Below are 18751 nucleotides of genomic sequence, written 5' to 3'. Positions count from 1 at the left end.
CACTCCCGAAGAAAGACTTCCGAAACTTCAACACACCAGGGCTCCTCACAACAGGCCCCCCGCCCCTCCCCCCCAAAGACCTCACTCCCAACGACGACAGGCACCTGCCGTGACAAGGACGCCGCCGCACTTAACGCCCGGGGGGGGCGCACACTCCGGCACCCCGCACTGGACCACGCCCTCACTCACCCCGACACACCCCCCACACGACCCCCACCGCGTGGCCGGTGAGGCCGAACTTCCCACCCGAGGCGCGCACTCCCGCGCCCCGCAGCAGGACACACCCCTCAACGCGACAAAGCCGTGACGACGGCACCACCAAGCGCCACACCCGCACACTCATGCGCGCATTGCGGCGCACTCCCCACGCCCTCCAGCGATAGGCCCTCACAGCGAGAGCCACGGCCCAGCGCGGCCGAGGTCCCTACCGCCCAGCCCCGTACGCCACCGTGCTCACCTTTTCCCCGCACACGACCGTCGCCACAACCCCGACCACCCACAGCGCGTGGCCGGTGAGGCCGAGCTTCCCGCCCGAGGCCGCACTCCCGCGCCCCACGGCAGGACACGCCCTCAACGCGACAAACCAGGCGACGGCACCGCCGAGCGCCACACCCACGGCGCGCACTCCCGCGCGCTCATCACGGCGCACTCCCCACACCCTCCAGCGATACGGCCCTGCGGCCGGGGGGCACGGCCCAGCTCTAGGTCCAGCCCCGCGTGGCCGATGAGGCCGATCCCCTGGGCCCAGCCCCTACGTCCAGCCCCGCGCCACCGCGCTCACCTTCTCGCCGAACGTCGCCGCCGTCACGACCCCCGCCGCGTGCAGTGCCAGACCGGTGCGGTCGTTGCTCGTGGTGATGGCGAGGCCCAGTGCCGCGCCCAAGGCGTGTGCTCCCGCGTCGCCGATCATGGTGCGTTCGCCGATGTCGTCCGGCAGGACGGCCGCCGCGGCTCCCACGGAGGCGGCGGAGAGGACACCGGCGGCGCCTCGGCGCAGCAGCCCCGGCGCCCCCAGCGCGACCACCGCTGCCGCGGCCCTTCCCGGGCGTACGTCCACGAGGTTGACGAAATGGGCGGTGCCCGCGATCACGACGCCCGCGAGGAGCTTGTCCACCGGCCGGTCCTTGAGCAGGGCGCCCGCGGCGAGCCCCGCCGCGGAGACCCCGAACAGTTTCACGGCCCCGCTGGTCACCTCGCCGTCCCGCAGCGCGCCCAGGTGCGCACGGAAGCCCCGGCGGGGATCACCTTCGCCCGCCACGTCGTCGTACGCCCCGCAGGCCCCCGCCGCGAGCACGGCGAGCCCGGCCGCGGTGCGGATCCTGGCGGGCAGCGCCACCGCACCGGCCGCCGCACCGAGGGCGGCGGCCGGCCCGGCGTACAACTCCACCGCCCGCCCCGCGTAGTTCTTCCGCTGCCAGCGGTCGGGCCCACCGGGAGCGCGGGAGCGCAACGCGGTGGTGGCGACACGGGTGACGGCGGCCGAGGCGAGGAGGGCGGTGAGGCGCCGGGCGGGCTTGCGGTCGATCATGCGGGCCAGGCTACGGCGAGCCCCAGCCCGTCCGGCGTTTGAGGACGAACTCGGCGAAGCCGGTGACCGGCGGCGCACATGGCGCCCCGGCCAAAGGCGACCCCGCCCGCTACCCGTCCCCCCGAGCCGTCGCCAGCAACTCCTCCGCATGCGCCCGCGCGGTCTCCGAGTCCTCCTGGCCCGCCAGCATCCGGGACAGCTCCCGCACCCGGTCCTCGCCTTCGAGCACGAGCACCCCGGACCGCGTCACGGACCCGTCGTTCGTCTTCTCGACAAGCAGCTGCCGGTCCGCGAACGCCGCCACCTGCGGCAGATGCGTCACGACCACGACCTGCGCGGACTTGGCGAGGCGTGCGAGCCTGCGGCCGATCTCGACCGCGGCCTTCCCGCCGACACCCGCGTCGACCTCGTCGAAGAGATACGTCGGCACGGGGTCCGTCCCCGCGAAGACCACCTCGACGGCGAGCATCACCCGCGAGAGCTCACCGCCGGACGCACCCTTGGCGATCGGCCGCGGCGGGGCCCCCGGGTGCGGGGCGAGGAGGAGTTCCACCTCGTCCACGCCCGCGGGACCGTACGCGACGAAGCGTCCGTCGACCGGCACACCGTCCGCGCCCTCCGGCACCTCCGTGGCGGTGATGTCGATCGTCACGCGCGCGTGCGGCATCGCGAGCGAGGCCAGCTCAGCGGTGACGGCCGCCGCGAACCGCGACGCGGCCTCCTGGCGCGCGTCGGTCAACGCCTGCGCGAGCCCGGCAAGTTCGCCGCGGAGCGCGTCCCGCTCGGCGGTGAGTTCCTCCAGGCGGTCGTCGTCGCCCTCGAGTTCGGTGAGCCGCGCGGCCCCCTCCTCGGCCCAGGCGAGCACGGAGTCGATGTCGGAGCCGTACTTCCGGGTCAGCTGGGTGAGCGCGGCCCGCCGCTCCTCCACCGCCGCGAGGCGCAGGGGATCGGCGTCGAGGTCATCGGCGTAACCCGCGAGCTCTCCCGCCACATCGCCCAGCAGAATGCCGATCTCACCGATCCGTTCGGCGAGCGCGGCCAGCGCGGGGTCGTGGGACCGCACCGCTTCGAGCGCCCGGTGCGCCCCCGCCACGAGCGTCGTGGCGTCGACACCCTCCGGGTCCTCGGGGACACCCGCGAGCGCGGCGTGCGCGGACGTGGCGGCGGAGGCGAGGGCCTCCGCGTGGCCGAGCCGCTCGGCCTCGGCGGCCAGTTCGGTGTCCTCGCCCGCACGCGGCTCGACGCCCGCGACCTCTTCGAGGCCGAAACGCAGCAGGTCGGCCTCCTGGGCCCGCTCACGCGCCCGCGTGGTGATCTCGTCGACCTCGGTCGTCACGGCCCGCAGCCTGCGGTACGCCGCCGTGTACTTGGCCAGCGGCACGGTGACCGCGTCGCCCGCGTACCGGTCGAGGGCCCCACGCTGCCTGGCCGGCTTGAGCAGGCCCTGCTGATCCGTCTGACCGTGCACCGCCACGAGATCGTCGGCGAGCTCGGACAGCAGACCCACCGGGACCGAACGGCCGCCGAGGTGCGCACGCGAGCGCCCCTCCGCCGAGACCGTACGGCTGATGAGCAGCGCCCCGTCGTCGAGTTCGGCCCCCGCTTCCTCGGCGCGCACGGCAGCCGTGGCATCCGCGGGCACAGTGATCCGCCCCTCCACCACCGCCGCCTTGGCGCCGATCCGCACCAGGGCGGCATCGGCACGTCCGCCGAGCAGCAGGCCAAGGCTGGTGACCACCATCGTTTTGCCCGCACCGGTCTCGCCGGTCACCGCGGTGAACCCCGGCGACAGCTCGACCACCGCGTCGTCGATGACTCCGAGCGACCGTATCCGCATCTCCTCCAACACGGACACGACCTTACGAGGTCATGGGCCAGGTGTGCGACGGCCCCTGGTCTCCTTGCACCGTCCTTCCACGAACACGCAGGTGGCAAAGGCGGACCGAACGGACGCTGTCACCCGCAGGGGGTGGGGTTTTCCGGGGTGGGGATTACCCCACCACGATCTTCCTGACAGCCTCCTGGTGCGTGGGGGACCCAGGGCCCCACCATGATCGGTATGGGAACGGGACTGGCATGGGCGGCACTGCGGGCGCACCGCCCGGCCTTCGTGGGTACGGCGGTGGCCGCGCTCTTCGCGGCGACGGTGGTCAGCGCGTCGACGATGATGCTCGGCGCGACGGGCACGGAGGGCCTCTCCGCGCGGGCCCGCAGACAGATCACGGAGAACGGCGTCGGGGACATGGCCCTCGTCCTGCTCATCGGATCGATCTACATGTCGATATTCGTGGTCGCGTCGACCATGGGCACGGCCGTCACCCAGCAGCACCGCGAGCTGGCTCTGGTGCGGTCCATCGGCGCCAGACCCCGGCAGATCCGTCGGGCGGTGGCGGGTCAGGCGCTCGCCGCGTCGGTCCCGGCGGCGCTCGTCGGCTTCGTCGTCGGCGGCTTCGTCGCACGCTGGTGGCACGCGGGCATGGTGTCGCACGGACTGCTCCCCGCCGAAGCCGGCTTCCGGTTCGCCTGGGTCGCCCTGCCGGTGTGCCTCGGCGTCGCCGTGGTGACGACGACGCTCGCCGCGTTCCTCTCGGCTCTGCGGTTCTCGCTCCTTCGCCCGGCCCGCGCCCTGAGCGAGGCGGCGACCGGGCGGCGGGGCCTCGGCACGCTGCGGGCGCCGCTCGGCGTGATCGCCGTCGTGGGGGCCTGCGCGGTGGCCGTGCTCCTGTCGAAGCAGCCGACGGACGAGGCCGGTGAGGGGGCCTTCCTCGTCCTGATCCTCTTCTGCGTCGGTGCGGGTCTGCTCGGTCCGCGCATCATCGGGCCCGCGGCCTGGCTGGTCTCCGCGCTGGTGGGCCGGTTCGGCGCCAGTGCGCGCCTCGCCATGCTCAACATCCGCTCGCAGCCCCGCCGATTCTCCGCCGCGGTCGTGCCGCTCGTCCTGGTGGTGGGCTTCGGGCTCACCAAGATCGGCATGCACACGACGGCGCAGCACCACACGGGCTCGGCGGGCAGCACGGGCGAGGTCTGGCTCGACTATGTGGGCACGGGGTTGTACGCGGGCTTCGCCGCGATCGCCGCGGCGAACACCCTCGCCATGATCTCCTTCGAGCGCCGCCGCGATGTCGCCCTGCTGCGGGTGGTGGGCAGCCGACGCTCCCAGGTGCGGGCCATGGCGGCCTGGGAGGCGGTGGTCGTCGCGGGGACGGCGCTGCTGCTCGGCACCGCGATAGCGCTCGGCACCCTGGCCCCCGTCCTCAGCACGGCCTTCGGCTCATCACTCCCGTACCTGCCGTGGGCGGTGCCGACGGGGCTCGCGGCGGGCACCATGCTGCTGACGCTGCTGTCCACCGGACTCCCGGTGGCAAGCGTGCTACGGCGCCAGGCGATCACCGTGGTCAGCGCGACGTGACGCGGGGCGGCGCCCCGAAAGGGGCACTGGGCTGTGACATATGCGGCTCCGCCGCGCGGGCGCGCCCAGCCACACACGACCCGCAGACACATCCGCCCCGAGCCCCACGCTAGTGAGGCGCCCCCCGCCACCCCGATACCGGCAGGGCGAACTTGGCCACGAGCCGATCGGTGAACGAGGCATGGTGCAGCCGGGCGAGCCGCACCGGCACCTCACCCCTGCGCACCTCGACCCGCGCGCCCGGCGGCAGCTCCACGGTCCGCCGGCCGTCGCACCACAGCACCCCGTGCGACGTGTGCTGCTGAACCTCGACGGCGAGCACCGAGTCCGGCGAGGTCACCAGGGGCTTGGCGAACAGGGCGTGGGCGCTGATCGGCACCATCAACAGCGCCTCCACCTCCGGCCACACCACGGGCCCGCCCGCGGAGAAGGCGTACGCGGTGGATCCGGTGGGCGTCGCGCACACGATGCCGTCGCAGCCGAAGCCGGTGACCGGACGCCCGTCGATCTCCAGGACGACCTCGAGCATCAGCTCGGCCGACATCTTCTGCACGGCGGCTTCGTTCAGCGCCCAGTCGCGGTGCACAACACCGCCGTTGCTGCGCACGACGACGTCGATGGTCATCCGCTCCTCGACCTCGTACGCCTTCGTCACCACCCGGTCGACGACCTTGTCGAGGTCGTCGCGCTCGGCCTCGGCGAGGAAGCCGACCCGTCCCAGGTTCACGCCGAGCATCGGCACCCCGGAGGCCCGGGCGAACTCGGCGCCGCGCAGCAGCGTGCCGTCACCGCCGAGCACGACGAGCAGTTCGCAGCCGTCCAGGCACTGCGGCGTGGCCTCCTTCACCGTGCCCACCTCGGACGGCAGCGGCAGATCGGCCGCCTCCGCCTCCAGGACGCGTACGCCGATGCCGCTGCGCAGCAGTCCCTGGACGACGAGCTCCGCGCTGCGGATGGCAGCCGGCCGCCCGGTGTGCGCGAGCAGGAAAACAGTACGAGCTCGGGTCTGGGTCACTCGGGTCTGAGTCAACGGGGCCCCTCCGCCACGGCACGGTCAACGTCCGCCGGGTCGAGTTCGGGCGCCCCGGCACGCAGCCACAGAAAGTACTCGACATTCCCGGAAGGTCCGGGCAGCGGGCTCGCGGTCACGCCACGCACACCGAGCCCCAGCCCCCACGCCTGGCGCGCCACACCGCGTACGGCATCGGCCCGCAGCGCCGTGCTGCGCACCACACCGCCGCTGCCCAGGCGCTCCTTGCCGACCTCGAACTGCGGCTTGACCATCAGGACCAGGTCGGCGTCCGGGGCGGCGCAGCGCACGAGCGCGGGCAGCACCAGACCGAGCGGGATGAACGAGAGGTCGCCGACGACCAGGTCGACGGGGGTGCCGTCGATGGCCTCAAGCGTCAACTCGCGTACGTTCGTGCGGTCCTTGACGGTGACCCGGTCGTCGCTCTGCAGCGACCAGGCGAGCTGGCCGTAGCCGACGTCCACGGCGACGACGCCGGAGGCGCCCGCGCGCAGCAGCACGTCGGTGAAGCCGCCGGTGGACGCGCCGGCGTCGAGCGCGCGCCGCCCCTCGACGACCAGGCCCTGCGGGACGAACGCGGCGAACGCGCCCGCCAGCTTGTGGCCGCCGCGCGAGACGTAGTCGGGGTCGTCCTCGTCGTTCACGACCACGATGGCTGCGGCGGTCTCCACCTGCGTCGCGGGTTTCGTCGCGGTGTTCTTGCCGACGGTCACACGGCCGGCGGCGATCAGCTGGCTGGCGTGCTCGCGCGAGCGCGCCAGCTTGCGCCGGACGAGCTCGGCGTCGAGGCGGCGGCGTGCCACTCCTGCCACGTTCTGTTCAGCTCCTGTTGTACGAGGGTGAGTGCGGGGATGAGTACGGGGATGCGTGCTGGGACGAAGCCGCGGGCGTCCCCATGGGTGAGGGCGCCGGAGGCCCGGGGCGCGCGTCGAGCGCGGTCAGCGCGTCGCGCAGTCCCCGGTGTACATCCTCGTACACCTCGATGTGGCCGTCCGTGGCGAGGTGGTCGGCGTCGCCGAGACGCCCGAGCAGGCCGTCCACCTCCGCGTCACCGGTCGGGACACGCTCCACCCCCAGGGGCGCGGGGCCGACGGGGTCGTACGTCTCCGGCTCAGGCTCGGGGCCCGGCAACGAGTCGCTCATGCCACGACGCTACCGCGAAGCGCTGCGGTACCGTCGATCACGATGGCGACGATCGAAGAGTGCCGCACGGCGCTCGACAAACTCTCGGACAACCTGGCGGGCGCCGAAGACGGTGTGCGCGGCGCCGCCGCGCTCGACCGCTCACTGAGCTGCCGCATCACCGATCTCGACGTGACCTTCACCGGCCGTCTCGAGAACGGCCGGATCACGGTGCTCGACACCTACCCCGGAGCCCCTCGCGAGAAGGCCGAGATCCGCCTCGCCATGGCGGGCGACGATCTGGTGGCGATGGTCGACGGCGAGCTGAACTTCGCGAAGGCCTGGGCCTCCGGCCGGGTCAAGCTGGAGGCGGGCCTGCGCGACATGCTCCGCCTCAGGTCGCTGCTTTAGCCCCCGCGCCCGCCGCATCGACAGTCTTCGTCCGCCGCCGCCGAGCCGCGGGCACCACGAGCGGCGTCCCCGACTCCGGGTCGTCGATGATCTGGCACTCCATCCCGAAGGTCTCCCGTACGAGCTCCGCCGTGACGATCTCCGACGGCGGGCCCTCGGCGATGACCTCGCCCTCCCGCAGGGCGATGAGGTGGGTGGCGTAACGAGCCGCGTGGTTGAGGTCGTGCAGGACGGCGACGAGCGTGCGCCCCTGCTCCTCGTGGAGGTCGGCGCACAGGTCGAGCACGTCGATCTGGTGCTGGATGTCGAGGAACGTCGTCGGCTCGTCCAGGAGAAGCAGCGGGGTCTGCTGGGCGAGCGCCATCGCGATCCAGACGCGCTGGCGCTGGCCGCCCGAGAGCTCGTCGACATAGCGATCAGCCAGTTCGGCGACACCGGTCGAGGCCATCGACTCGTTCACGATCCGCTCGTCCTCCGCCGACCACTGGCGAAGGAGCCCCTGGTGGGGGTAGCGGCCGCGCGCCACCAGGTCGCCCACGGTGATCCCGTCGGGCGCGATGGACGACTGCGGGAGCAGACCGAGCGTCCGTGCCACCTTCTTCGCGGGCATCGACTGGATGACGTTGCCGTCGAGCAGGACACGGCCCGCCGAGGGCTTGAGCATCCGCGACAGGGCGCGCAGCAAGGTGGACTTGCCGCAGGCGTTCGGGCCGACGATCACCGTGAAGGAGTTGTCGGGTATCTCGACGGACAACTTCTCCGCGATGACGCGCTGGTCGTAGCCAAGGGTCACGTCGTCCGCGACGAGCCGGTTCACTGCGGCACGCTCCTGCCTGTCGGTGCTCTGGGAGGTCTTCGTATCGGTCGTCGTCCGCGTCTTCATGTCCGGCCCGCTCATGTCCGCCCCGCTCATATCCGCCCCGCCTTGCGCTCGATGACGAGGAGCCACAGCAGGTAGATGCCGCCGAGCACACCCGTGACCACGCCGACGGGCAGCTGGTCGGCGCCGAAGGCCCGCTGCGACGCCCAGTCCGCGACGATCAGCAGGGTGGCGCCCATGAACATCGCCGGCATCAGGTTCGGCCCCGGCGAACGGGTGAGCCGCCTGGCCAGCTGCGGCGCGGTGAGCGCGACGAAGCTGACGGGGCCCGCCGCGGCGGTGGCCGCGGCGGTGAGCAGCACGGCCGATGCCATCAGGACGATGCGGGTGCGCTCGACGGGCACGCCGAGCGCGTAGCCGACGTCGTCGCCCATCTCCAGCATCCGCAGCGGTCGTGCGTACGTCATGACGAGCGGTACGAGGATGGCGCACAGGACGAGCAGCGGCCAGACCTGCTCCCAGTCACGGCCGTTGAGCGAGCCGGTCATCCAGACGACGGCGCGGGCGGCGTCGACGATGTCCGCCTTGGTGAGCAGATAGCCGTTGATCGCGGTGACGAAGGCGGAGACGCCGATGCCCACCAGGACGAACCGGAAGCCGTGCACGCCCCGCTTCCAGGCGAGCACGTAGATCGCGAAGCCGGTCACCAGACCGCCCACGAGCGCCCCGCCCGCGACCTGCACCGCGGTGCCCTGGAAGAGGACGATCATGATGAGCGCGCCCGCGGTGGCCCCTTGCCCGAGGCCGAGGATGTCCGGACTGCCCAGCGGATTGCGGGAGATGGACTGGAAGATCGCGCCGCCGAGCCCGAGTCCGGCCCCCACGAGGAGGCCGACGAGGACCCGCGGCAGGCGCAGGTCGTTGATGATGAACTCCTGGCCGGCGTCGCCGTCGCCGAGCAGGGTGCGGATGACGTCGGCGGCCGGAATGGGGAAGTCGCCGGTGCCGATCAGGACGACGCTCGCGGCGAGCGCGGCCAGGATGAGCACGGCGACGACCACGGCCGTGCGGACGTCGAGGCGGAAGCTGAGCCCGCCCCGGGTGCGTATCGCCTTCACAGCTGAGCCAGCCTCCGCCGTCGTACGAGAAAGATGAAGACCGGAGCGCCGATCAACGCGGTGATGATGCCGACCTGCAGTTCGGCGGGGCGCGCGACGATGCGCCCGATGACGTCGGCGCCGAGCAGAAGCACCGGCGACAGGATCGCCGCGTACGGCAGGATCCAGCGCATGTCGGGCCCGGTGAAGGAGCGCACGACGTGCGGCACCATCAGGCCGACGAACATGATCGGCCCGCAGGCCGCGGTCGCCGCCCCGCAGAGCAGCGTCGCGGCGGCCATGGACAGGGCGCGGGTGCGGTTCAGGTGGGCGCCGAGCGCGCGGGCGGTGTCGTCGCCCATGGCCATCGCGTTGAGCGGCCGGGCGAGGCCCAGGGCGAGCACGATACCGATCACGAGGAAGGGCAGGACCTGCAGGATGGTCTCGGTCTTGGCGGAGGCCAGGGAACCGACCGTCCAGAAGCGCATCTTGTTGAGCGCGGCGTTGTCCGTGATCATCACGGCCTGCAGATAGCCGTAGAGCGCGGCGCTCAGCGCGGTACCGGCGAGCGCGAGCCGTACGGGCGTCGCGTTGCGGGTCCCGCCGAGCGCGTAGACGGCGGCGCCGACCACGGCCGCCCCGAAGAAAGCGAACCACACGTAGCCGCTCAGTGAGGTGACGCCGAAGAAGCTGATGGCGGTGACGACGGCGGCCGATGCGCCGAGGTTGATGCCGAGCAGTCCCGGGTCGGCCAGCGGGTTGCGGGTCAGCGCCTGCAGTACGGCGCCCGCGAGGCCGAGGGCCACGCCGACGAGCACACCGAGCAGCGTCCGCGAGAGCCGCTCTCCGACGACGACATCGCCGTACGTCCCGGTGTCCTGGAAGAGGCCGTGCCAGACCTGGTCCAGGGACATCTGTTTGGCACCGACCGCGATGCTCGCCACGACGACGAGCAGCAGCACACAGACCGAGACGAGGAGCCCGGCGCTGCGTATCGCGCGGCGATTGGGTGGCGCGGGGGCGGTCTCCGCGCTGGCTTCGGGGGGACTGTCGACCAACACCAGGTTAGGTTAGCCTACCCTCGCACTTGACTTCGACGAGAGAGGCACCACCTATGCGTGCCCGCCGCCCGATACCTCCTGGTCCGACCCGACGTGGTGTGCTCGGCATGGGCGGCGCCCTCGGCATCGGCGGGCTCCTGACAGCATGCGGCGGCGATGAGGACGGCGCAAACTCGTCAGGTGGCGGCAAGGGCTGGAGCTTCGAGGACGACCGCGGCACGACGGCGAAGGCCGCCGGCCGCCCGCGCAGGATCGTCGCCTACATCGGAGCGGCCGCCGCGCTGCACGACTTGGGCGTCGAATGCACCGGGGTCTTCGGCCCGACGAAGCTGAAGAACGGCGAACCCGACGTACAGGCGGCGGGTGTCGATGTCGACAAGGTGACCGTCATCGGCAACACCTGGGGCGAGTTCAGCATCGAGAAGTACGCCAAGCTCCGCCCCGAGCTCCTCGTCACCACCATGAACGTGTCACCGACGCTCTGGTACGTCCCCGAGGAATCCGCCAAGAAGATCACCTCGCTCGCGCCCACCGTCGGCATCCTCACCGGCGGAACCTCCCTGACGAAGGCGATCGGCCGCTTCGCGGAGCTCGCCGAATCGCTCGGCGCCGATCTCGGGGCGCAGCAGGTCACCGCGGCGAAGAAGCGCTTCGAGGCGGCCTCGGAGACGCTGCGCAGGTCCGCAAAGGCGGCGAAGGCCCGCGGCGGCCTGAAGGTCATGGCGGTGGCGGCGCAGGCCGACCTGCTCTACGTGGGCAACCCCACCGACTTCACCGACCTGCGCCACTACGCCGACCTCGGCATCGAGTTCGTCACCCCGACGCAGACGGCCAAGGCCGGCTTCTTCCAGGAGCTCGGCTGGGAGAACGCCGACAGGTACGACGCCGATCTGATCCTTGTCGACAAACGGACCGGCAATCTCCAGCCCGACGAGCTCAAGAAGACCAAGCCCACCTGGGCGAAACTCCCCGCGGTCAAGGCCGGCCAGGTCATCTCCTGGTCGAACGAGGCCCAGTTCAGCCACGCCGGCTACGCCCCGCTCATCGAGCAGCTCGCGGCAGCCGTCGACAAGTCGAAGAAGGCGGCAGCCTGATGCCCACCACCCACCGCCCCCTCGCGTCCAGCGGCATGTCCCGCCGCGGGCTGCTTGCCTCGGGCGGCGCCCTCGGCCTCGGCGCGCTGCTCAGCGCCTGCGGGAGCGAGGAGAAGAAGTCCGGGAAGAGCGCGGACGCGAAGTCCTGGAGCTTCAAGGACGACCGCGGCAAGACCGCCGAGGTGAACCACACCCCGAAGAACATCGTCGCCTACATCAGCACGGCTGCGGCCCTGCACGACTACGGCGTCACCTGCACCGGAGTCTTCGGCCCCTCCAAGCCGGTGGACGGCAAGCCCAACCCCCAGGCAGGCGATCTCGATGTCGACAAACTGACGAGTCTGGGCGAGTCCTTCAACCAGTTCAGCATCGAGAAGTACGCGGCGCTCGAACCCGACCTCCTGGTCAGCAACATGTTCCCGCCGCCCGCCCTCTGGTTCGTGCCCGCGGACAGCACCAAGAAGATCGAGGCGCTCGCGCCCACGGTCGGCATCAACGGCGCCCGCGCCTCGCTCCTTGAGCCGCTCAAGCGCTACACCGAACTCGCCGAGGCGCTCGGCGGAGACCTCGAGTCGGAGAAGGTACGCGCCGCCAAGGCCCGCTTCGACAAGGCCGAGCGCCGGCTGCGCAAGGCGGCGAAGGCCAACCGCGGCCTGAAGGTCCTCGCGATGACCGGCGACGCCGACCAGTTCTATGTCGCCGTACCGGACTCCTACTGCGACCTGAACTACTTCAAGGACCTCGGCGTCGAGTTCGTCGAGGGCAAGAAGAGCGACGACTGGGGCTTCTGGGAGTTCCTCAGCTGGGAGAACGCCGACAAATACCACGCGGATCTCATCATGACGGACAACCGGTCGAGCGCGCTGCCGCCCAAGGAGCTCGCGAAGAAACCCACCTGGGAGCTGCTCCCCGCCGTCAAGGCCGGACAGACCGTGCCCTGGTCGGTGGAGGAGCGCTACAGCTACGCCGGTTTCGCCCCCGTGCTCGAACAACTCGCCGCCGCCATCGAGAAGTCGAAGAGGCTCACCTGATGACCGAATCCCCGTACCACTTCTTCGACACCCACGTACTGCGCACCGAGTACGTCACCCCCTCCATGATCCGCGTCGCCCTCGGCGGCGACGACCTGGCCCGGATGGCTTCGGCGGGCCGCGACCAGCGCATCAAGGTGTTCCTGCCGCACCCGGGTCAGGACGCCCCCGTCATGCCGGACACGACGTCCGGCGACGCGGCCAACTGGTACGCCGACTGGTGCGCCCTCGACCCCGACGTACGGGGCATCATGCGCACCTACACCACGCGTGAACTGCGCCGCGATCCGGACGAGTTGATCGTCGACTTCGCGGTCCACGGCGCGACCCCCTCGCCCTCCGACGGTCCGGCCACCAGCTGGGCGCGGTCCGCCCGGCCCGGCGCACGGATCGGCGTGCTCGCCCCGGTCGAGGAGGAGAACGGCGCCTACGACTTCAGGCCGCCACAGGACACCGACTGGGTCCTGCTCACGGCCGACGAGTCGGCGCTCCCGGCGGTCGCGGCCATCCTGGAGACGCTCCCGCCCCGGACGCCGACCCGCGTCTGGATCGAGGTCCACGACCCGGCGGACCAGCAGGAGCTGCCCACGAAGGCCGACGCCGAGATCACCTGGCTCACGGAGGAGGGCTCGACGCCCTCCGCGATCCGCGCCGCCGAGCTGCCTTCGGGCACTCCGTACGCCTGGGTCACGGGCGAGTCCGCGACGGTCAAGACGGTCCGGCGTCACCTGGTCGGCGACCGCGGCTTCGACCGCAAGCGGATCTCGTTCTCCGGATACTGGCGCAAGGGCACCACGACGGACGAACTGATCGACCGCAACGAAACGGCCTGACTTCCCCCCGGCCCGCCCCTTGCCGAAGCCACCCCGAGGCCCCGACCGCCCACCACCGGTCGGGGCCTCGCGGCAAGCCGGGGCCTCGCCGCAGGCCGGGGCCTCACCGCAAGCCGGGGCCTCACCGCAGGCCGGGGCCTCACCGCAGGCCGGGGCCTCACCGCAGGCCGGGGCCTCACCGCAGGCCGGGGCCTCACCGCAGGCCGGGGCCTCGCCGCAGGCCGGGCAGCAGAGCGCACAGGGGTCAGCTACACCCCCAGCCGCGACAACGCCTTCCCCGCGTCCAACGTGCACTTCCCCTCCCCCGCCTCCGTCCACGCCGCCGCGCACAGCGCCCGCAGCCCGTCCATGACCTCGCCCTCACCGTCGAGCACCAGCTCGTGCCCCCGTGCCGAAGCCGTCCACCCGCCGCAGCCGAAGCCGCCCTCCGTCGCGGTCACTTCGGGCTGGCCGGTCAGCATGCCGCGCAGGTCCGCGTCCACGTACGTGGGCCGGTGCTCGGGCGGGGCGGCGAGCAGCTGGGCGCCGTCCGTGACCCCGGTCAGGACGAGCAGCGAGTCCACCTCGCCGTTGAACGCGCCCTCGATGTCCGTGTCGAGCCGGTCCCCCACGACCAACGGCCGCTCGGCGCCCGTCCGAAGAATCGTCTCGCGGTGCATCGGAGGCAACGGCTTGCCCGCCACCTGCGGCTCCGCACCCGTCGCGATGCGTACGACCTCGACCGCCGCGCCGTTGCCGGGCGCGATACCCCGCGCACTCGGAATCGTCAGGTCCGTGTTGGACGCGAACCACGGCACACCCCGGGCGATCGCGAAACAGGCCTCGGCGAACCGCCCCCACGCCATGTCGGGACCGCCGTACCCCTGCACGACCGCCACGGGCGCGTCGTCCGCCGACTCCACCGGCTCGAGCCCACGCTCGCGCAGCGCGACCCGCAGCCCTTCCCCGCCGATCACCAACACACGCGCCCCTTCAGGCACTTGCTCGCTCACCAACCGCGCCGCCGCCTGCGCGGACGTGATGACGTCCGCCGCATCCGTCGCGATGCCGAGCTCCGACAGATGCTCGGCGACCGCGTCCGGCGTGCGCAGCGCGTTGTTCGTCACGTACGCGAGATGCATGCCGCCGGACCGTGCCGTCCCGAGCGACTCGACGGCATGGTCGATCGCACGACCGCCCGCGTACACCACCCCGTCCAGGTCGAGCAGCGCCGTGTCATACGCCTCGCTCAGCACACTTCGGCTGCCTTCGGGCCGCGTCCTGACGGTCTGGCTCATTACGCATCGCTCCTCGATCGATCCCACTCCCCCGATCATCGCTCATGCCACGGACACACATACGATGCAGCAATGAACACAGCGGGTCATACCGACGACCAAGGCCTCGACCTGATCCCGTTCCGAGGCGTGCGCTACGACCCCGATCGGGTCGGCAGCCTTGCCGCCGTGACGTCCCCGCCGTACGACGTGGTCGTACGGCCCGACGGCCTGCTCCACCTGGAGTCCGCCGACCCGCACAACATCGTCCGGCTGATCCTCCCGCAGGCGACCACCCCGGCGGCCCGCAACCAACAGGCCGCAGAAACCCTGCACGCCTGGCTCTCCGAAGGCATCCTCGCGCCCGACCCGGAACCGAGCCTCTACATCTACGAGCAGCGCGACGCCGGCATCCTGCAGCGCGGCGTCATCGGCGCCCTGCGCCTCTCCGACGCAGCGGACGGCATCGTCCTGCCCCACGAAGGCGTCATGACGCACGTCGTGGAGGACCGCGCGGCCCTGATGCGCGCCACGAGCGCCAACCTGGAACCGCTGCTCCTGACCTACCGCTCGAACGGCGCCCCCAAGGGCGCGACAGCCGTCATCGAGCGCACCGTGATCACCGAACCTCTCCTGTCGACGACCACGGAGGACGGCTTCAGCCACCGCCTGTGGGCGGTCACCGACCCCGCCGACCTCGCCGAGATCCAGTCAGATCTCTCCCGCCACCAGGCCCTGATCGCGGACGGACACCACCGCTGGGCGACCAATCTCCGGCTGCGCTCCGAGCACCCGTCCGACAGCGCCTGGGACTACGGCCTGGTCCTCCTGGTGGACACCGCGCGCTACCCGCTCCGGGTCCGCTCCATCCACCGCTACCTACACGGGCTCCCGGTCGCCGAAGCCCTCGCCGCCCTCGGCGACTCCTTCCGCGTCCGCACCTTCGAGGGCCCCCTGCCGCGCGCTCTCGAAGCCCTGGCCGAAGCGGCGGCCGAGGGCAACGCCTTCCTCCTGGTGGGTGACGGCGCCTTCCACCTCGTGGACCGCCCCTCCCCCGACCTCCTCGCCCGTACGATCCCGGTGGACCCCCCGGAGGCCTGGCGCACCCTGGACGCGACGGTCCTGCACTCCACGCTCCTCGATCACATCTGGCAGATCCCGGACGCCCCGGAGCACATCGCGTACATCCACGACACCGAGGCGACCGTGGAGAAGGCGGAACGCGACGGCGGTACGGCGGTCCTGATGCACCCGGTCCGCGAAGAAGTCGTACGCGACCTGGCCCGCCAGGGGGTCACGATGCCCCGCAAGTCCACGTCCTTCGGCCCCAAGCCGGCATCGGGCCTGGTCCTGCGCAGCCTCGACCTCTGAAGCACGCACACACGACGCACGCACATACGACAAAGGGCGGGACCCCGGATGGGATCCCGCCCTCTGTCGTACTAAGAGGTCAGCCCTCAGGCCGTACCGCCCTTGCCGCCTTCGTCGCTCTCGTCACCGTCGTCGTCCAGCTCGAAGTCGTCCTCGTCGTAGTACTCCTCCACGCCCTCGTCCTCGTCCTCCTGTACGGGGGCGACGAAGACGACATCGGGCTCCGAGACCGGCGCAACCTCGGCGACCGGCGCCTCCGCGTCGCCCTGGAGCGCGTCGACGAACTCGACACCGTCCAGCTCGGCGAGACGGTCCGACGCGTCGGTGCTGCCGTCCTTGTCGGACTCGATGACCTTCGCGAACCACTCACGCGACTCGGCCTCACGCCCCGCAGCCAGCAGCGCGTCGGCGTACGCGTACCGCAGCCGCGCGGTCCACGGCTGGACGGAGTTCGACGCCAGCTCCGGACCCTGCAGGGTGACGATTGCGGCATCGATCTGCCCCAGGTCACGCCGTGCACCGGCGGCGACGAGACGCATCTCGACCTGCCCCGGCTTGTCCAGCTTCTGCACCTCGGGCGCCCCGGCCATGTCCAGCGCCTTCTCGGGCCGGCCCATGCCGCGCTCGCAGTCCGCCATGACGGGCCAGAGCTCGACACTGCCGGTCATCCGCTTGGCAGCACGGAACTCACCGAGCGCCTCGCTGTACTTCTGGGTCGCGTACGCCGCGAAGCCCGCCGCCTCGCGTACGGCGGCGACACGTGAGGCGAGCCGCAGCGCGACGCGCGAGTACTCGTAGGCCTGCTCGGGGTCCTCGTCGATGAGGTTCGCGACCATCACCAGGTTCCTGGCGACGTCCTCAGCGAGGCCCTTGGGAAGGCTCTGCAGCTCCTGCTGCACGTCCTTGTCGATCTCGTGGCCCGTGACGTCGTCCGGGATCGGCAGCCGCTTGATCGGCTCGCGGTCACGGTCCCGGTCGTCGCGGCCGCGGTATCCACCACGGTCGCCGTCACGCCGGTCATCGCGCCCACGGAAGCCACCGGGCCGCCCGCCACGGTCGTCGCGCCGCGGCCCACGGTCATCGCGCCCACGGAAGCCGCCACCGCCACCACCACGGTTGTCATCGCGACGGAAACCGCCACGGTCACCGCCGCGATCGCCACCACGGTCATTGCCACGGTCATCACGCCGGAAGCCACCGCGGTCGCCGCCACGGTCATCGCGGCGATCGTCGCGCCGGAAACCGCCACGGTCGCCGCCACCGCGATTGTCGTCACGACGGTCGTCGCGCTGGAAAGCGGGCCGGTCGCCACCGCGAGGCCGGTCATCGCGCCGGTCATCACGGCGATCGTCGCGCCGGAAGCCACCACGGTCACCACCGCGATCGTCACGCCGGTCATCCCGACGGTCATCCCGGCGGAACGGGGGACGGTCCCCGCCACCACGGTTGTCATCACGCCTGTCATCGCGACGGAAGGCGGGACGGTCCCCGTCACGGCGGAACCCACCGCGATCGCCACCGCCACGGTTGTCATCGCGACGGAAACCACCACGGTCACCGCCGCCGCCACGGTTGTCGTCACGGCGGAAGCCGCCACGGTCACCACCGCGGTCGTCGCGCCGGTCATCCCGACGGTCGTCACGGCGGAAGGGGGGACGGTCGCCATCGCGGCGGTCGTCGCGGCGCGGGGCGCCGGAGGTCGAGCGGTCGTCACGGCGGAACGCGGGACGGTCACCATCACGGCGGTCGTCACGACGGGGGCCACCGGAGGTCGAACGGTCGTCACGACGGAACGGAGGACGCCCGCCACCATCACGGTCGTCACGCCCGCGGTAGCCGCCACCGCCACCGCGGTTGTCATCACGCCGGAAGCCACCACGGTCACCACCGCGATCGTCACGCCGGTCGTCCCGGCGGAAACCGCCGCGGTCACCGCTGCCACCACGGTTGTCGTCGCGACGGAAGCCGCCACGGTCACCGCCGCCGCGGTTGTCGTCACGGCGGAAGCCGCCACGCTCGCCACCACGGTCATCGCGACGCGGGGCGCCCCGGTCACGGTCGTCACGGCGGGGGCCACCGGAGGTGGGGCGGTCGTCGCGGCGGAACGGAGGACGCCCGCCACCGCTGCGGTCGTTGTCGCGACGCGGTGCGCCGCCACGGTATCCGCCCCGGTCGCCACCGTCCCGGCTGCGCTGCCCGCGCTCCGGTCGCTCGTCGGGAGAGTTGGTGGACATCGGTGACTCCTAGTCTTCGGTACCGCAGTCATTCTCGCGCAGCCGGGTAGCCGGCGCGCTTCGACAAAAACAAAAAGGACCCTTGGTCCCAGCGTGGACGCTGGGACCAAGGGTCCTCCAAAATTTGTTCGGCGGCGTCCTACTCTCCCACAGGGTCCCCCCTGCAGTACCATCGGCGCTATGAGGCTTAGCTTCCGGGTTCGGAATGTAACCGGGCGTTTCCCTCATGCTATGACCACCGAAACCCTATGAAATATCCCGCCGCAAAGCGGGATCCCAAACAGGGCAGCGAACAAGCACACTCTTCAATTAAGTGGTGTAGCCGTTCAGCCGACACAACTGTTCGTTGTTTCAGAACTAACACAGTGGACGCGAGCAACTGAGGACAAGCCCTCGGCCTATTAGTACCAGTCACCTCCACCCGTTGCCGGGCTTCCAGATCTGGCCTATCAAC

General features: G+C 71.5%; 16 protein-coding genes, 1 rRNA gene and 1 pseudogene. 6 read left to right on the top strand and 12 right to left on the bottom strand.

Features of this window, described 5'->3' with window-relative positions; genetic code table 11:
- Positions 1–751: 751 nt before the first annotated feature.
- Complete coding sequence (locus AB0I66_RS27890) at positions 752–1528, bottom strand: hypothetical protein (RefSeq protein WP_363210700.1); 777 nt, start codon at positions 1526–1528, stop codon at positions 752–754.
- Positions 1529–1637: 109 nt separating this feature from the next.
- Positions 1638–3365: a DNA repair protein RecN gene (gene recN, locus AB0I66_RS27885; RefSeq protein WP_363211128.1), complete on the bottom strand. Its 1728-nt coding sequence runs from the start codon at positions 3363–3365 to the stop codon at positions 1638–1640.
- Positions 3366–3587: 222 nt separating this feature from the next.
- On the opposite strand from recN, the gene AB0I66_RS27880 reads away from it, so the two are divergent.
- Entirely contained in the window at positions 3588–4937 is a 1350-nt protein-coding gene (locus tag AB0I66_RS27880) for an ABC transporter permease (protein ID WP_363210699.1), read from the top strand.
- 109 nt (positions 4938–5046) lie between these two features.
- Here AB0I66_RS27880 and AB0I66_RS27875 read toward each other — a convergent pair whose 3' ends face one another.
- The 3 genes from AB0I66_RS27875 to AB0I66_RS27865 are packed head-to-tail and all read right to left on the bottom strand — an operon-like array spanning position 5047 to position 7110.
- Positions 5047–5952, bottom strand: a complete 906-nt coding sequence (locus AB0I66_RS27875; protein WP_363211127.1) for an NAD kinase — start codon at positions 5950–5952, stop codon at positions 5047–5049.
- An 11-nt stretch (positions 5953–5963) separates the two neighbouring features.
- On the bottom strand, positions 5964–6779 hold the full coding sequence (locus tag AB0I66_RS27870) for a TlyA family RNA methyltransferase (protein ID WP_363210698.1): 816 nt from the start codon (positions 6777–6779) through the stop codon (positions 5964–5966).
- 7 nt (positions 6780–6786) lie between these two features.
- Complete coding sequence (locus AB0I66_RS27865) at positions 6787–7110, bottom strand: hypothetical protein (protein WP_363210697.1); 324 nt, start codon at positions 7108–7110, stop codon at positions 6787–6789.
- Positions 7111–7152: 42 nt separating this feature from the next.
- Between AB0I66_RS27865 and AB0I66_RS27860 the strand changes: the two genes are divergently transcribed.
- Positions 7153–7500 carry an SCP2 sterol-binding domain-containing protein gene (locus AB0I66_RS27860; protein WP_363210696.1) on the top strand — a complete coding sequence of 116 codons (348 nt, stop codon included), beginning with the start codon at positions 7153–7155 and terminating at the stop codon, positions 7498–7500.
- Here AB0I66_RS27860 and AB0I66_RS27855 read toward each other — a convergent pair.
- Genes AB0I66_RS27855 through AB0I66_RS27845 form a run of 3 tightly spaced genes read right to left on the bottom strand, consistent with a single transcriptional unit; the run spans position 7484 to position 10478 of the window.
- Entirely contained in the window at positions 7484–8383 is a 900-nt protein-coding gene (locus AB0I66_RS27855) for an ABC transporter ATP-binding protein (protein ID WP_363211126.1), read from the bottom strand. The genes AB0I66_RS27860 and AB0I66_RS27855 overlap by 17 nt on opposite strands.
- A gap of 26 nt (positions 8384–8409) precedes the next feature.
- Positions 8410–9438: an iron chelate uptake ABC transporter family permease subunit gene (locus AB0I66_RS27850; RefSeq protein WP_363210695.1), complete on the bottom strand. Its 1029-nt coding sequence runs from the start codon at positions 9436–9438 to the stop codon at positions 8410–8412.
- Positions 9435–10478, bottom strand: coding sequence for an iron chelate uptake ABC transporter family permease subunit (locus tag AB0I66_RS27845; RefSeq protein WP_363210694.1), 1044 nt, complete (start codon positions 10476–10478; stop codon positions 9435–9437). Before AB0I66_RS27845 ends, AB0I66_RS27850 begins: the two co-directional genes overlap by 4 nt.
- A gap of 107 nt (positions 10479–10585) precedes the next feature.
- Here AB0I66_RS27845 and AB0I66_RS27840 point away from each other — a divergent pair, with 107 nt between their 5' ends.
- The 3 genes from AB0I66_RS27840 to AB0I66_RS27830 are packed head-to-tail and all read left to right on the top strand — an operon-like array spanning position 10586 to position 13436.
- The gene (locus AB0I66_RS27840) at positions 10586–11572 is read left to right on the top strand and encodes an ABC transporter substrate-binding protein (RefSeq protein WP_363210693.1); all 987 of its coding nucleotides are present in this window, start codon (positions 10586–10588) and stop codon (positions 11570–11572) included.
- Positions 11572–12603, top strand: coding sequence for an ABC transporter substrate-binding protein (locus tag AB0I66_RS27835; protein ID WP_363210692.1), 1032 nt, complete (start codon positions 11572–11574; stop codon positions 12601–12603). Before AB0I66_RS27840 ends, AB0I66_RS27835 begins: the two co-directional genes overlap by 1 nt.
- On the top strand, positions 12603–13436 hold the full coding sequence (locus tag AB0I66_RS27830; protein WP_363210691.1) for a siderophore-interacting protein: 834 nt from the start codon (positions 12603–12605) through the stop codon (positions 13434–13436). Before AB0I66_RS27835 ends, AB0I66_RS27830 begins: the two co-directional genes overlap by 1 nt.
- Positions 13437–13684: 248 nt before the next feature.
- Here the strand turns inward: AB0I66_RS27830 and AB0I66_RS27825 are convergent, their stop codons facing one another.
- Complete coding sequence (locus AB0I66_RS27825) at positions 13685–14713, bottom strand: HAD hydrolase-like protein (protein WP_363210690.1); 1029 nt, start codon at positions 14711–14713, stop codon at positions 13685–13687.
- A gap of 72 nt (positions 14714–14785) precedes the next feature.
- On the opposite strand from AB0I66_RS27825, the gene AB0I66_RS27820 reads away from it, so the two are divergent.
- On the top strand, positions 14786–16063 hold the full coding sequence (locus AB0I66_RS27820; protein ID WP_363210689.1) for a DUF1015 domain-containing protein: 1278 nt from the start codon (positions 14786–14788) through the stop codon (positions 16061–16063).
- Positions 16064–16149: 86 nt separating this feature from the next.
- Here the strand turns inward: AB0I66_RS27820 and AB0I66_RS27815 are convergent, their stop codons facing one another.
- The 3 genes and pseudogenes from AB0I66_RS27815 to rrf all read right to left on the bottom strand — a co-directional run bounded on the left by AB0I66_RS27815 (position 16150) and on the right by rrf (position 18540).
- Positions 16150–17007, bottom strand: a complete 858-nt coding sequence (locus AB0I66_RS27815; protein WP_363211125.1) for a hypothetical protein — start codon at positions 17005–17007, stop codon at positions 16150–16152.
- Between the two features lie 510 nt (positions 17008–17517).
- Positions 17518–18177, bottom strand: a pseudogene (locus AB0I66_RS27810) (hypothetical protein); the annotation flags it as partial.
- 246 nt (positions 18178–18423) lie between these two features.
- Positions 18424–18540, bottom strand: a 5S ribosomal RNA gene (gene rrf, locus AB0I66_RS27805).
- Positions 18541–18751 lie beyond the last annotated feature (211 nt).

Origin of the sequence: Streptomyces sp. NPDC050439, assembly GCF_040655335.1 — a bacterium.
Lineage (GTDB): Bacteria > Actinomycetota > Actinomycetes > Streptomycetales > Streptomycetaceae > Streptomyces.
Note: the sequence above shows the minus strand (reverse complement) of the source record. Positions and strands in the feature narration are given on the sequence as shown.

Bases quoted from the DNA above. Each gene is read 5' to 3' on its own strand.
- AB0I66_RS27840 (WP_363210693.1), top strand. From the start codon at position 10,586: ATGGGCGGCGCCCTCGGCATCGGCGGGCTCCTGACAGCATGCGGCGGC.
- AB0I66_RS27820 (WP_363210689.1), top strand. From the start codon at position 14,786: ATGAACACAGCGGGTCATACCGACGACCAAGGCCTCGACCTGATCCCG.
- AB0I66_RS27830 (WP_363210691.1), top strand. From the start codon at position 12,603: ATGACCGAATCCCCGTACCACTTCTTCGACACCCACGTACTGCGCACC.
- AB0I66_RS27825 (WP_363210690.1), bottom strand. From the start codon at position 14,713: ATGAGCCAGACCGTCAGGACGCGGCCCGAAGGCAGCCGAAGTGTGCTG.
- AB0I66_RS27865 (WP_363210697.1), bottom strand. From the start codon at position 7,110: ATGAGCGACTCGTTGCCGGGCCCCGAGCCTGAGCCGGAGACGTACGAC.
- recN (WP_363211128.1), bottom strand. From the start codon at position 3,365: ATGCGGATACGGTCGCTCGGAGTCATCGACGACGCGGTGGTCGAGCTG.
- AB0I66_RS27880 (WP_363210699.1), top strand. From the start codon at position 3,588: ATGGGAACGGGACTGGCATGGGCGGCACTGCGGGCGCACCGCCCGGCC.
- AB0I66_RS27860 (WP_363210696.1), top strand. From the start codon at position 7,153: ATGGCGACGATCGAAGAGTGCCGCACGGCGCTCGACAAACTCTCGGAC.
- AB0I66_RS27890 (WP_363210700.1), bottom strand. From the start codon at position 1,528: ATGATCGACCGCAAGCCCGCCCGGCGCCTCACCGCCCTCCTCGCCTCG.
- AB0I66_RS27855 (WP_363211126.1), bottom strand. From the start codon at position 8,383: ATGAAGACGCGGACGACGACCGATACGAAGACCTCCCAGAGCACCGAC.
- AB0I66_RS27835 (WP_363210692.1), top strand. From the start codon at position 11,572: ATGCCCACCACCCACCGCCCCCTCGCGTCCAGCGGCATGTCCCGCCGC.